General features: G+C 70.3%; 14 protein-coding genes, 1 tRNA gene and 1 pseudogene. 11 read left to right on the plus strand and 5 right to left on the minus strand.

The features are described 5' to 3' along the window. Nucleotides 1-56 precede the first annotated feature (56 nt). Nucleotides 57-752, plus strand: coding sequence for an HAD family hydrolase (locus AB0C19_RS12605; RefSeq protein WP_357183564.1), 696 nt, complete (start codon nt 57-59; stop codon nt 750-752). 8 nt (nt 753-760) lie between these two features. Then, a pseudogene (locus AB0C19_RS12610) lies at nt 761-1360 on the plus strand (S8 family serine peptidase); the annotation flags it as partial. A gap of 202 nt (nt 1361-1562) precedes the next feature. On the opposite strand, the gene AB0C19_RS12615 reads toward AB0C19_RS12610, so the two are convergent. Both AB0C19_RS12615 and AB0C19_RS12620 read right to left on the minus strand, forming a co-directional pair. Beyond that, nucleotides 1563-1973 carry a hypothetical protein gene (locus AB0C19_RS12615; protein WP_357183566.1) on the minus strand — a complete coding sequence of 137 codons (411 nt, stop codon included), beginning with the start codon at nt 1971-1973 and terminating at the stop codon, nt 1563-1565. Between the two features lie 1159 nt (nt 1974-3132). Next, nucleotides 3133-3792 carry a helix-turn-helix domain-containing protein gene (locus tag AB0C19_RS12620; protein WP_357183916.1) on the minus strand — a complete coding sequence of 220 codons (660 nt, stop codon included), beginning with the start codon at nt 3790-3792 and terminating at the stop codon, nt 3133-3135. Nucleotides 3793-3948: 156 nt separating this feature from the next. Between AB0C19_RS12620 and cysS the strand changes: the two genes are divergently transcribed. Both cysS and rlmB read left to right on the plus strand, forming a co-directional pair. Continuing rightward, complete coding sequence (gene cysS / locus AB0C19_RS12625) at nt 3949-5364, plus strand: cysteine--tRNA ligase (RefSeq protein WP_357183570.1); 1416 nt, start codon at nt 3949-3951, stop codon at nt 5362-5364. Further along, nucleotides 5364-6497 (plus strand): 23S rRNA (guanosine(2251)-2'-O)-methyltransferase RlmB, encoded by a 1134-nt coding sequence (gene rlmB / locus AB0C19_RS12630; RefSeq protein ID WP_357183573.1) that lies wholly within the window; start codon nt 5364-5366, stop codon nt 6495-6497. The genes cysS and rlmB overlap by 1 nt, the downstream gene beginning before the upstream one ends. Nucleotides 6498-6642: 145 nt before the next feature. Here the strand turns inward: rlmB and ugpC are convergent, their stop codons facing one another. Continuing rightward, complete coding sequence (gene ugpC / locus AB0C19_RS12635; RefSeq protein WP_210780867.1) at nt 6643-7734, minus strand: sn-glycerol-3-phosphate ABC transporter ATP-binding protein UgpC; 1092 nt, start codon at nt 7732-7734, stop codon at nt 6643-6645. A 341-nt stretch (nt 7735-8075) separates the two neighbouring features. Here ugpC and AB0C19_RS12640 point away from each other — a divergent pair. Beyond that, nucleotides 8076-8152: transfer RNA gene (locus AB0C19_RS12640), tRNA-Thr, on the plus strand. 130 nt (nt 8153-8282) lie between these two features. Then, nucleotides 8283-9056: a hypothetical protein gene (locus tag AB0C19_RS12645; protein WP_357183920.1), complete on the plus strand. Its 774-nt coding sequence runs from the start codon at nt 8283-8285 to the stop codon at nt 9054-9056. Here AB0C19_RS12645 and AB0C19_RS12650 read toward each other — a convergent pair. Then, on the minus strand, nt 9044-9328 hold the full coding sequence (locus tag AB0C19_RS12650) for a hypothetical protein (RefSeq protein ID WP_357183576.1): 285 nt from the start codon (nt 9326-9328) through the stop codon (nt 9044-9046). The genes AB0C19_RS12645 and AB0C19_RS12650 overlap by 13 nt on opposite strands. Before the next feature lie 109 nt (nt 9329-9437). Between AB0C19_RS12650 and AB0C19_RS12655 the strand changes: the two genes are divergently transcribed. The 5 genes from AB0C19_RS12655 to AB0C19_RS12675 all read left to right on the plus strand — a co-directional run bounded on the left by AB0C19_RS12655 (nt 9438) and on the right by AB0C19_RS12675 (nt 12282). Next, entirely contained in the window at nt 9438-9920 is a 483-nt protein-coding gene (locus AB0C19_RS12655) for a hypothetical protein (protein WP_357183579.1), read from the plus strand. A gap of 112 nt (nt 9921-10032) precedes the next feature. Further along, nucleotides 10033-10434 carry an AraC family transcriptional regulator gene (locus AB0C19_RS12660; RefSeq protein ID WP_112582884.1) on the plus strand — a complete coding sequence of 134 codons (402 nt, stop codon included), beginning with the start codon at nt 10033-10035 and terminating at the stop codon, nt 10432-10434. Nucleotides 10435-10469: 35 nt separating this feature from the next. Continuing rightward, nucleotides 10470-10889: a VOC family protein gene (locus AB0C19_RS12665; protein ID WP_088952055.1), complete on the plus strand. Its 420-nt coding sequence runs from the start codon at nt 10470-10472 to the stop codon at nt 10887-10889. 9 nt (nt 10890-10898) lie between these two features. After that, nucleotides 10899-11570 carry a DUF998 domain-containing protein gene (locus AB0C19_RS12670; RefSeq protein WP_357183583.1) on the plus strand — a complete coding sequence of 224 codons (672 nt, stop codon included), beginning with the start codon at nt 10899-10901 and terminating at the stop codon, nt 11568-11570. Nucleotides 11571-11637: 67 nt separating this feature from the next. Next, complete coding sequence (locus AB0C19_RS12675; protein ID WP_357183586.1) at nt 11638-12282, plus strand: histidine phosphatase family protein; 645 nt, start codon at nt 11638-11640, stop codon at nt 12280-12282. On the opposite strand, the gene AB0C19_RS12680 is transcribed toward AB0C19_RS12675, so the two are convergent. Then, nucleotides 12270-12824 carry a hypothetical protein gene (locus AB0C19_RS12680; RefSeq protein WP_357183588.1) on the minus strand — a complete coding sequence of 185 codons (555 nt, stop codon included), beginning with the start codon at nt 12822-12824 and terminating at the stop codon, nt 12270-12272. The two genes, AB0C19_RS12675 and AB0C19_RS12680, sit on opposite strands and share 13 nt — an antisense overlap. Between the last annotated feature and the right edge of the window lie 38 nt (nt 12825-12862).

Consider the following 12862-nt stretch of genomic DNA (forward strand, 5'->3'; position numbering starts at 1 on the left):
GTTGGCGGTTGGTGTGCCCCTGATCGCCTGAGCATGTCGACGGGAGGGTGGGTGTCGTGCTGACCACTGTGGTGTTCGACGCCGACGAGACACTGTTGGACCTGCGTCCAGCAGTCACGGGCGGGCTGGTGGCGGTCCTCGACGAGATGCGGCGACGGACGTCTGCGGCGGCCGGGGTGACGCTCGCCGAACTGGAGTCGGACTGGGGCGTGGTCTTCGGCGAACTGAGCGCCGCCCCGGTGGCGGAGATCCGGCGCGCCGCACTGGCCCGGTCGCTGGCCCGCGCCGCGCTGGTCGACCACCTGGACGAGATCGCGGACCTTTTCTTCGCCCAGCGCTTCGCTCTCACCCGACCGTTTCCGGACGTACCACCGGCGCTGGCCACGCTGCGCAGCCGGTACACGCTGGGCTTCGCCACCAACGGCAACAGCCGCGCCGAGCGGTGCGGACTCGCCGGCGAGTTCGCCTTCGAGCTGTACGCGCACGAGAACGGCCTGCCCAAGAAGCCGGCCCCGGAGTTCTACGCCGCGGTGGTCGCGGCGGCTGGGGTGCCAGCCGGGCGGATCGTGTACGTCGGCGACTCGTGGGAGCACGACGTGGCGGCGCCTCGGCGGGCAGGCCTGCGATCGGTGTGGCTGAACCGGCTCGGCCTGCCCCGACCCCTCGGCTCCCCACCCGACGCCGAAGTCTCCAGCATGGCCGAGCTGCCGGCCGCGCTGGCGAATCTTGGTGTCGACGCGGTGGGTGTGTAGGTCGAGGCGGCCCGCACGTGATCGGCGTGTCGTCGGTTGGCCCGTCCGGCAAGAAGTCGGACTTCTCCAACTACGGCACCGAGCAGATCTCGGTCGCCGCGCCGGGAGGCTGGTTCCGGGACGGCTTCGGCACCGACACCTTCCGTACCGACGCCAACATGATTCTCTCCACGTACCCCAAGCACGTGCTTCAGGAGGAAGAATCGGTCGACGCCGACGGCAACATCGTCCCCGGCTTCGAGAATTCGGTCTTCAAGCAGTGCAAGGCCAACGGTGAGTGCGGCTACTACACGTACCTCCAGGGCACCTCGATGGCGTCCCCGCACGCCGCCGGTGTCGCCGCGCTGATCGTCAGCCGGCACGGCAAGGCGCAGGGTCGGACTGGCTTCGGGATGTCGCCGGACCAGGTCGAGCAGCACCTCTACCGCACGGCCGCCGAGCACGCGTGCCCGGAGCCGCGCCTCCAGCAGTACCGCAACGAGGGCCGGGACGAGACCTACGACGCCTACTGCGCCGGTGGGGTCAACTTCAACGGCTTCTACGGCTACGGGATCGTCGACGCCTACGCGGCGGTGAAGACCCCGCTCAAGCCGAACGCCCGCCCGTAGCGCACATCGCACTACGGAGGTGGCCCAACCGCCACCGTCCTCCGGGGCCCGGTCGACCTTTCGTCGACCGGGCCCCAGGTCGTCCAGGCATGTTGTCACCGGCCGGCGCCCGGCACCCCTCATGATCGACTCGGTTTCCATGAAGGCGCGGTGTTGGTGCCTGAAGGATGGCGCGGTTTCCAGGAACTCGAGTTGATCCCGGTCATCTGGACGATCCCTGTCGCCAGCCGCGGCTGACCAGCGCGTCGCGTACCTCTCGAAGCACCGCCGGGAACTCGCCGTGCAGCCGTCGACTGGTCACGTGCAGGACCAGCCAACCCGCGCCGAGCAGTTGATTCAGCCGGCGGCGGTCGCGGTGCAGCTGCTCTACGTCGGAGTGCCACCTTCCGTCATACTCCACCGCCACCCGATATTGGGGCCAGGCCAGATCGGGGTGCAGAACAATGCCGGTGGGCAGTCGTACCGGGTGTTGCACCGCTGGGCGCGGCAGCCCACCCAGCACCAACCGCACGCGTAGCTGTGACTCCGGCGGCGACTCGGCTCCACCGTCGGCCAGGTCGAACACCCAGCTTGCTCGTCGCGCACCCGGCCGCTCAGCATTGTGTCTAGCCATGGCAGCCAGAGTCTCGCGATCGGCCAGCCCCTGCCCGAGCAGTGAATCGACGATGGGGACCGCCCGGACGGGGTCGAGCCAGACAGCCGTCTCCCAGGCGGCCCGCCCGGGGTCGGATCGGGGGATTGGGAGGTCTTGCCCCCTGGACCTGGGCGGGCTGGCCGCCGCCCACCCATCGCCCCGACCAGGCGCCACCATGCCCCCTGCTCCGACGGACACAGCGGCCGGGCGGGACAAGTGCCGTGCTGGGCGTGGTGACGATCCGCCGGCAGGTGGGCGGACCGCCCCCGCAGGTCGCGTTGCATCACGTGGACTTCCAGCGCTCGGCGTTCGTCCCGCATCCGGCGCTCGTCCCGCGTCTGGGGGTCGTCCCGCGTCCGGCGGTCGTCCCGTGTCAGACGGTCGGATTGCGGCTGACTGATGTCCTGGGGTCGGCGGACGGCTCGCGTTCGGTGGCCGGCCCGATAGCCGTCGCGTGGTTGGCGGGGCTGGCTCAGGGGTCTCGCCCGCCGTGAGCGGGGTGATGGCGTTGACGTGCACGCGGAGGCCGCGCTGTGGGCCGATCCGCAGCGGTCGGGGCACGAGGACGTGCACATCGTCGGTGAAGCTCGCGGCGTGTTGGACGCCATGCAGGTAGGCGGCCGACGGGCCGCCGACCACCACTCCGGGCGGCAGCCGGAGGAGGGCGGCGCGACACGCGAGGGCGTGATCACGGTCCAGCCGCGAGTCGGCGTAGATGTCGTGGCGCAACCGCACCCAGGCGGAGTTGCGCAGCTGATGTTCGGTGAGCAGGCCGTCCCGGACAGCGTCGGAGCCGCGGAAGACCTGCCAGGCCAGGGCATCGGGGCGATGCGGACGTGGGGGCATGCCGAGCAGCCTGCCGACCACCGACTGGCCACCGAAACCCCTGTGGACAACCCGGCCCGCGCATGCCGCCGGGCCTGTGGACAACCACGAATCCGACTGCCGATCGTGCTATGGCAACAGCCCAGAACGGCCGACCAACCAGGCATCGGAGCCGTCAACGGGCGGTGATCCACTCGCGTTTCTGAAAGTCGGGCGGTCACCGGCCCTGGGACACCGCGACTTCCGTGAGCCCGAGTCGATCAAGCCACGGGGGCAGGGCTAGCGGTGGTTAGGTGGCGCGCGGCGGTCGGGGTCAGCTGAGGGCGGTGGTGATGGCGCGGGCGGCGGCCAGCACCTCGGGGCCGATCGTGTCGACGTCCAGCGGGGCGAGCGCGACCACGCCGACGCTGGCCTCCAGGCCGGGTACGCCGAGCACCGGTGCGGCAACGCCGTACGCCCCGGCCTGCAATTCTCCGCTGCTACTCACCGGCTCGGCCACCCCGGCGCGACCGGCCAGGATCGCCCGGCCGGCCGCTCCCCGGTCCAGTGGGTGCCGTGCCCCGGTCCGGTACGCGACGTGGAACGACGTCCAGCTCGGCTCTACCACGGCCAAAGCGACGCCCTCGCCACCTTCGACGACGGTCAGGTGCGCGGTCGCGCCTGCCTGCTCGGCGAGGCGGCGTAGCGCGGGCAGCGCACCCTCGGCGAGCAGCGGCTGGGCTCGTCGGGCCAGGTGCAGCAACCCGGCACCGAGGCGCAGGCGACCGTCTCCGTCGCGGCGCAGCATGCCGTGCCCGGTCAGCGCACTGACCAGTCGGTAGACGGCGGCCCGGCCGATGCCGAGCTGATTCGCGGCCTCGGTGACGGTCAGGCCGCCGGAGGCGTCGGCGACCAGGTGCAGCAGCCGCAAGCCCCGGTCCAGCGTCTGCGACGTCTCCCCGCCCCGCCCCGCAACCGCGTCGGCCCGCCCCACGCCAGCGTCCGACGAGTCGGAGGCCGGGTCGGCGGGGGCGGTGGGGTTGGCTGGCGGGTCACCGGAGCCACCGGAGCGTGCGGTCGCATCCACGCCTGGCAGCGTACGACCCGGCACCGGCGGACCCGGACAGGCACGGACAGCTACCCTTGTACGGTGACGCTACGCCTGTATGACACCGCCACCCGATCGGTGCGGGACTTCGTCCCGCGGGAAGCCGGCAAGGTGGGGGTCTACCTGTGTGGTCTCACCCTTCAGGCCCCGCCGCACATCGGTCACCTTCGCTCCGGCGTCAACTATGACATCCTGCGTCGTTGGCTGGTGGCCGCCGGCTACGAGGTCACCTTCATTCGCAATCTGACGGACATCGACGACAAGATCCTGGTCAAGGCGGGCGAGCAGGGTCGTCCGTTCTGGTCGATCGCTTACGCCAACGAGTTGCTGCTCGCCGAGTCGTACCGGTCGTTGAACGTGCTGGCGCCCACCTACGAGCCGCGCGCCACCGGGCACATCCCCGAGATGCATGAGCTGATCACGAAGTTGATCGCCGACGGGCACGCGTACCCGGCGAGTGACGGCTCCGGCGACGTCTACTTCGACGTGGCGTCCTGGCCGGCGTACGGGTCGCTGTCGGGTCAGTCTCCGGACGCCATGCAGTCCGCCGGGGACGCCCCGGATCGGGGCAAGCGGGATCCGCGCGACTTCGCGCTGTGGAAGGGTGCCAAACCGGACGAGCCGGCGGACGCCTACTGGCCCTCGCCGTGGGGGCTGGGCCGTCCGGGCTGGCACATCGAGTGCTCGGCGATGTGCTGGCGCTATCTCGGCCCGGAGTTCGACATCCACGGCGGTGGCCTGGATCTGACGTTCCCGCACCACGAGAACGAGATCGCCCAGTCCCAGGCGGCCGGGTTGCCGTTCGCCCGCTACTGGGTGCACCACGGTCTGTTGAGCATCGGCGGGGCCAAGATGGGCAAGTCCGCCGGCAACGCGCTGGGCCTGGCGTACGTGGACTCGCTCGGGGTGCGGCCGGTGGAGCTGCGCTACTACTACGCCGCCGCGCACTACCGCTCGGTGATCGACTACTCGGAGGATTCGCTGCGCGAAGCGGCCACCGCGTACCGGCGGATCGAGGGTTTCGTGCAGCGGGCCGCCGAGCGGGTCGGTGCCGGGCAGTTCGGTGAGCTGCCCGCCGGGTTCGTCGCGGCGATGGACGACGACCTCAACACGTCCGCCGCGCTGGCCGTGCTGCAACAGCACATTCGGGACGGCAACACCGCGCTGAGCGTCGGTGACGATGTGACCGTCCGCACCACGCTGGCCGTGGTGCGGGCAATGCTGGATATTCTCGGGATCGACCCCCTCGACCCGGCCTGGACCGGTGGCGTCCGATCGGACGACCTTCGTGCCGTGGTGGACTCCCTGATCGCGCTGGCCCTGGAGCAGCGTGCGCAGGCGCGGGGCCGCAAGGACTGGACCGCCGCGGACGCCGTGCGTGACCAGCTCAAGCTGGCCGGCGTGGTGGTCGAGGACACCCCCCAGGGCCCCCGTTGGACTATTGGAGAGCAGGACTGATGGCCGGCAACTCGCAGCGCCGTGGCCGGCGACTGACGTCGAAGGCAGGCGCCCCCAAGGGCACCGGCGGCAAGAACAAGGACTCGTTGGCCGGGCGGGGTCGCACCCTGCCCGCTGACGAGCGGCCGTGGCACAAGGGCTACTCGGGCACCGAGAAGCTGCCCCAGCGCACCGCCTGGAAGCAGGACAAGGAGCGCCGCGCGGCGGCCGAGGAGGGGCGCGCCCCCAAGATCGGCCAGCCGGGCAGCAAGGACACCACCTGGGGTCGGGGTGGCGGTCGGGGCGTACCGGGCGGCCGGGGTGCCGCCACCGGCGGGCGGGGCGGCAAGCCCACCGGCCGGTCCGGCCCTCGGGTCACGCCGGGGCGCAAGTCCAACCCGTCCAAGGACACCCCGGAGCTGCTGGTCGGGCGTAACCCGGTGCTGGAGGCGCTGCGCGCCAACGTGCCGGCGACGGCGCTCTACACGGCCCAGGGCATCGACATGGACGACCGGATCAACGAGATCATCCGGACCGCCGCCGACCGTGGCATCGCCAACCTGGAGATCAGCCGCGCCGAGTTGGACCGGATGACCGGCGGGGTGCTGCACCAGGGCGTCGGCTTGCAGGTGCCGCCGTTCGCGTACCAGTCGTTCGAGGACATGGTCGCCGCTGCCCTGGAGCAGCAGGCTCCGCTGCTGGTCGCGCTGGACGGTGTCACCGACCCGCGCAACCTGGGCGCCGTGATCCGGTCGGCTGCCGCGTTCGGCGCGCAGGGTGTCTTCGTACCCGAGCGTCGTGCCGCCGGGATCACCGCTACCGCCTGGCGGACCAGTGCCGGCGCGGCCGCGCGGGTGCCGGTTGCGCAGGTGACCAACCTGACCCGGTCGCTGAAGGCGTGCCGGGACGCCGGCTTCATGGTCGTCGGTCTGGACGCCGACGGCGACACCGACCTCTACAACCTGGAGGCCGCTGTAGGTCCGCTGGTGGTGGTGGTCGGCTCCGAGGGGCGCGGTCTCTCCCGCCTGGTCGGGGAGACCTGCGACTTGACCGTCAGCATCCCGATGATCTCCGAGGTCGAGTCGCTCAACGCCAGTGTGGCCGCGGCGGTCGCCCTGGCCGAGGTCGCCCGCCGGCGCTCCGTCGAGCTGTAGCGCACGTCGAACGAAGGCCCCCTCCCGCCGAGCGCGGGTGGGGGCCTTCGTCGTCCGGTGCCCAGGCAGGGTGAAGAGCCAATTTTGGTACGACGAAAGGGGCGGCCCGCCGAAGCGGACCGCCCCCTGTCGGTACGGCGTTACGTCAGATCCGGCCACCGGTGGAGGCGTGGAAGACGTGGCTGCGACCGGCAACCGGCCTGACGAACACGGTGTCACCCATGTTCGGCATGTTGCGCCGGTCGGTGCGGACGACGAAGCGCTCCGAGTTGCCACCCAGCGCGGCGTGGCCGTAGACGTTGGCGTCCGAGCCGAGGTCCTCGACCAGCTCGACAACGACCGGCATGCCGCCCTCGGTCGGGCTGACCAGCTCGCAGTCCTCCGGGCGGAAGCCCACTGTGACCTTGCCGTCGCCACCCTCTGCGCGGGCCGCCTCGACCTGCTCGCGGGTCAGCGGGATCTGCAGCTCGGCGAACTCGGCGCCCCGCTCGTTCAGCGGAACGGTCTTGATGTTCATGGCGGGCGAGCCCATGAAGCCGGCGACGAACACGTTGGCCGGGGTGTCGTAGAGCGCACGCGGGGTGTCCACCTGCTGAAGGACGCCGTCGAGCAGCACCGCGACCCGGTGACCCATGGTCATGGCCTCGACCTGGTCGTGCGTGACGTAGACCGTGGTGACGCCCAGCTTGGCCTGCAGGGACGCGATCTGGGTACGGGTCTGCACGCGGAGCTTGGCGTCGAGGTTCGACAGCGGCTCGTCCATGAGGAAGACCTGCGGCTCGCGGACGATCGCCCGGCCCATCGCGACACGCTGACGCTGACCACCGGAGAGCGCCTTCGGCTTACGGCTGAGGTATTCCTCCAGCTGGAGCAGCCCCGCCGCCTCCTTGACCCGCCGGTCGATCTCCGACTTGGAGGTCTTGCGCAGCTTGAGGGCGAACGCCATGTTCTCGTACACCGTCATGTGCGGGTAGAGGGCGTAGTTCTGGAAGACCATCGCGATGTCGCGGGCCTTCGGGGGAAGGTGAGTGACGTCACGCTGGTCGATGTAGATCGAACCGGCGTCCACGTCCTCCAGGCCGGCGAGCATCCGCAGGCTGGTGGACTTACCGCAACCGGAGGGGCCGACCAGGACGAGGAACTCCCCGTCGCCGATCTCGAGGTCCAGCTCGTTGACGGCGGGACGCTCTTGGCCCGGGTAGACCCGGGACGCCTTGGAATAGGTGACCGTAGCCATGGTGAAGCGCTTCCTTTCACCGGCAGGAACGTGCCGGACGATCCGAGTGAAGGAGCAACCGGCACGTGTCCGTGCCGGTTCGGCGGACGGCGGCGCGGTCGCGGGGGCGCCCGGTCGTCGTCCGTGTCAGTGAACCGTAAACGCGTTTACCCGTGCTGCCAAGGCAGGGGGCCGCCCAGCCCACCAGGCGGGCTGCACATTCCGGTCACTCGGGCACGGTCAGACATCAATCGACGCCGTGCGAAACGAGTCTGCGTCGGGTTGTTGACGATTCCCGTTCTCGGGAGGCCACGCGATCGGGATATCCGGACGTCAGTCGCTATGCTGACCTCGACGCACGCGCCCCTGTAGCTCAGCTGGCCAGAGCACTCGCCTTGTAAGCGAGATGTCGCCGGTTCGATCCCGGCCGGGGGCTCCAATTACATCAGACGTTTCCGAGCGGCGCTGCCGTGCTTCTGCCGGTCCGCCCCGAGGGGCAGCCGGGGGTCGACCAAGTTCGCTATCGTGCCCCGTCCCGCCATCAGGCGGCGGTCCACGGGGGAATCACAATGAAACAGAGCACCACTCTGCTCGTGCTGGGTCTGACCAGCGGTCTGTTCTTTGCTGCCGGCTGCACTCCGACGACTGAGCCCACGCGCACCGACGAACCGGTTGTCGCCACCGCCACTGCCGTGCCGTCCCCGACGCCCGACGTCCGCGGTGAGCTGGTCGCGGCATTACAGCGGTCGCAGGGGGCTGCCCACCGGTACGCAGTTCGCGGCAACCTGCCCGAGGGGCAGAACGTCAACGGCACGGGTGCCTTCGATCCGAAGAAGCGTCGTTTCCAGACCACGATCTCGGTCACCGGCGGCAAGTACCCGTCGGCGGGAAGCCGGATCGTGATCGGCAACGACAGTTACGTGCGGCCCTCCGACGAGAAGGACTGGGTGCACGTCGATCTGAAGCGCGTGAAGCGCGACGACCCATTCCTCCGCTTCGACTGGGTCGACCCGACCGGCCTGAAGGCGTTCACCTCGTCGATCGCCTCGGTGGATCGCGTAAACCCACACACCTACACCGGCCGCTTCGACCCCACCGGCAAGGACGCCACGTCGTTCCTCCCCGTGGGCGCACCGAGCATCGTCTCGATCGGCCTACGCCCGTCGCCGTTCACGATCACCACCGACGACAAGGGTTGGGTCACCTCGATCAAGGTGGAGCTGAGCCCCAGCGATGGTCCGAAGCTGACGCTGACCACCACCATGAAAGACCACGGAAAGCCCTTGAAGATCAACGCGCCGGCACGCGCTGGTGAGGCCGCCGACTTCTACTACCGCAAGTAACTGCTCAGCCGCACCGGGCCGGTGTCACTCCCGGCGCACGGTACCCAGTATTCGTCGAGCAGATCGAGGAGGCCGAGCCCCGTGCGTAGCCGCTGCACTGAGGCTAGCCGGTCATCTCCCAGAGCGGCGGCCGACCACTCGTGGGCGAGGTCGTTGTCGGATCGTTCGATGTCACTCGACGAGGTGGATTCCAACCAGCGTCCCTCACCGAGCGGCGTCACGCCCTGTTCGGCCAGCCAGCGCAGCGCGTCGTTCGCCTCAGGTGTGGGCACCCGGGAATTGTCGGGGTCGGAGACAATTGCCGCCAGTGCTGCGGACCCTGATCGTCCACGTGGGGCCCGCTGAGGGCGCTGCCACGAGTCGAGCTTGGTGGAGGGGGCAATGAGATACGTCAGCCTTGAACGAACCAGAGACGGCATCCTCCATGATCCCTCGGCCTACCTCGAGCAGTTGCCGTCGCTTGCCGACTCGTTGCCTGATGGAGCTCGCAGGTTCGCCACGGAACCCGGCCACTACGACTTCTTTGGCCAGCGCTGTGTCAAGAGCCTGAAGCCCACCCGGCTGACGTCCGGTGAGACGGGCGGCAGCCGATGGCTTGAGCTGTACCTCCAGCACAACTGTTGGAAGCACGAGGAAGACCTCACCATTCGCTACCGTGGCGTGCGAAGTCTGACGTTCGAGCCGGCCGACCGAGAGTTGGACGTGGCCCAACTCCTGGACGTGATGCTCGACGAGGTGTTGCCGCACGAGCAGGGGTGCCGGCACGAGATCGCCTGTCTCGCCGGCAGGATGATCGTGACGAGTGAGGACCTCACCGCAACCTGGGAGTACGCCGACTGTCCGGAGCGCGAGGCCAACCGGTAGGCAGACGCCGCCGGCGGTCCGGCAAGGAACACACGGAGACGCCACCCGAGCGGACGGCAGAGCGCCCGGCGGTAGCCTGGGGCCGGAGCAGCGCGGAGCGGGGCGGGGGCCGATGAGTCGGGCGGTGGAGGAGTCGAACCGGGCGATGCTGCGCGCCCGGGACGCGATGGACCGGGCGTACGCCGAGCCTCTGGACATCCCCGCGCTGGCCCGGATCGCGCACGTCTCGCAGGCGCACTTCATCCGCACCTTCCGGGCCACCTTCGGTGAGACCCCGCACCGCTACCTGCAACGCCGCCGGGTGGAGCGGGCGATGTCGTTGCTGGTGGAGACCGACCGGGACGTGACGGACATCTGCTACGCCGTCGGCTTCGGCAGCCTGGGCACGTTCAGTCGGACGTTCCGGCAGATCGTCGGCGAGTCGCCCTCGGATTTCCGGCGTCAGCGCGTCGCGCCGGCCAACGTGCCGTCGTGCTTCACCAAAGCCTGGACCCGACCCAGCAGTTTTGGATAAGCCGCAGGTCAGGGTCTACCTCTAGCGTCATGGGCATGACGATGAACGCGATCAGCCGCTCCCAGATCTACGTCCTGGACCAGGACGCCGCGCTTGACTTCTACGTCAACAAGCTCGGCATGGAGGTCAACACCGACCAGGACCTCGGCTTCATGCGGTGGCTCACTGTCAACCTGCCCGGCGACCCGGAGCGCGAGATCCTGTTGGAAAAGCCCGGCCCGCCCGCGCTGGACCCGGCCACCGCCGAGCAGGTCCGGGAGCTGCTCACCAAGGGTGCCCTCGGCGGGTACCTCTTCATGACCACTGACGACGCCCGCAAGACGCACGAGGATCTTGTGGCGAAGGGCGTCGAGATCACCGACGAGCCGACCGAGCGCCCGTACGGGATCGACTTCGGCATCCGGGACCCGTTCGGCAATCGGATCCGCATTGGCCAGATGTTCCCCCGGGCGTAGGGGCGGGCGATGAGCCAGGCTGCGGCGTTTCCCGTGGTACGACCGACCGCCGTCGGTCGGGACCGCCTGCTGTTGATCGGCGGGGTGCTCGCCGGCCCGATCTTCGTCGGCTCGGCGATCGTGCAGGCGGCGACCCGGGACGGCTTCGACTTTCGTCGCCACCCGGTCAGCGTGCTGAGCACCGGCGAGCTGGGCTGGATCCAGATCGTCACGTTCCTGGCCACCGGGGTGCTCTGCGCGCTGGCCGCCCAAACGCTGCGCCGCCGTACCAGCGAAGGCGGCGGATCGGTCTGGCTGCCCCGGCTGCTCGCGCTGTACGGCCTGGGCCTGGTCGGGGCGGCGATCTTCAGCGCCGACCCGGCCGATGGGTTCCCGGCCGGTACGCCCCGGGGCGCCGGTGAGATCAGTTGGCAGGGTGGTCTGCACTTCCTGGTGGCGGCGGTCGCCTTCGTGTCGCTGATCGTGGCGACGGTGGTGGCAGCCCGTCGGGCCGCACGGCAGGGGGCGCGCGGTCGAGCCGCGTACAGCCTGGTGACCGGGATGTTCTTCGCGGCGGCCTGGGTGACGCTGATGGTCCGGCCGGCACCGGCCGTGATGGTGGCGTTCGGCCTGGCGGTGACGGCCGGCTGGCTGTGGGTGTCGGTCGCGTTCGCGAGGGCGGCGTCCGGGCGGGCCGACTGAGCCGACGGCCGCAGGACCGGGAGGTGCGGGTCGAACTCGTACCTCCCGGTGTGTTGAGGTGAGCGTCATGGGGACCCGGTTGCTGTACCTGACCCGACACGCCGAGCAGGATCTCTACGAGCCGAGTGGGCCGGAGGCCGGCGAACCGGATACCGGCCTGTCGGAGCGCGGCCGGCGGCAGGCGACCCTGCTGGGCGAACGCCTACGGGCCCGGCGGTTCGCCGCCGTCCACCACGGGCCGCTGCGCCGGGCCGCGCAGACCGCCGAGCTGGTCGCCAAGTCGCTGCCCGACGTTCCGGTGTACGAGACGGAGCTGGCCGGCGACCACCTCCCACACGACACGGATCCGGCTGGCCTGCCGCCGGCGTACGCCGAATTCCTGACGCAGTTCTCGACGGCCGAGCGGGTCGACGGGCCGCGAGTGACGGCGGACGCGGTACGACGGTTCGCCGGCCCGGTCGCCGAGGGGCCCGCCGACGGTGAACCGGTCCGCGAGCTGGTCGTGACGCACAGCTTCCTCATCGCCTGGCTGGTGCGGCACGCCCTCGACGCGCCGGAGCGGCGGTGGCTGGGCGTGAACACGCACAACGCGGGGCTGACAGTCATCCGGTACAGCGCGGCTGGCCCGCCGAATCTGGTCGCCGTCAACGACGTGGCCCACCTGCCGCCGGAGCTGCGGGGCACCGGCCTACCCCCGGACTATCTGGTGTGAGTGCCGGTGGCCCGTAGCAGCAGCTTGACCACGTCCTGCGTGGCCGGCGGCGGGGGCCCCTCGGCCGGGCAGTCGGCGTACCCGGTCTCGATAGCGCCGACGGTGACCCGGTAGGTGAACACGTCCGCACAGTTGGTCGGGCTTGTCGTCCGGCGCGCCTCGGCGGCCAGTCGGGGGTCGGCGGCCAGAGCTGTCAGGCGGCCGAGGTCGGCGGGGCTGAGCCGACCAAACCGCCGGCTGCCGGCCCGGTCCACGGCGGTCCACTGACCGTCCGGCTCGACGGTCACCACGTCACCGCGCCCGGCGAAGCCGCCGGAGCTTCGCAGCATCACCCGGGTGGCCGCGCCGCTGGCCTGGGGGACGGTGCTGGGGGCGGTGGTCGGAAGCAGGGTGCCGGTCGGGCCGGGAGCGGTGGTGACCGGGGGCTGGCTCGGGGTGGTGGTGGGGGCGCGTTCGGCGCTGGTGCAGCCGGTCAGGAGGACGACCAGTAGCGCGATGGCGACGCCGGTTGTCGAGGTGGGTCTCATGGTCGTCGGACGCATCGACGGCGGCGTCGGTTCCCTTGTCAAGAGCCTCACCC

The sequence above is a fragment of the Micromonospora sp. NPDC048842 genome (genome assembly GCF_040649935.1).
In the GTDB taxonomy this organism is placed as follows: domain Bacteria; phylum Actinomycetota; class Actinomycetes; order Mycobacteriales; family Micromonosporaceae; genus Micromonospora; species Micromonospora hortensis.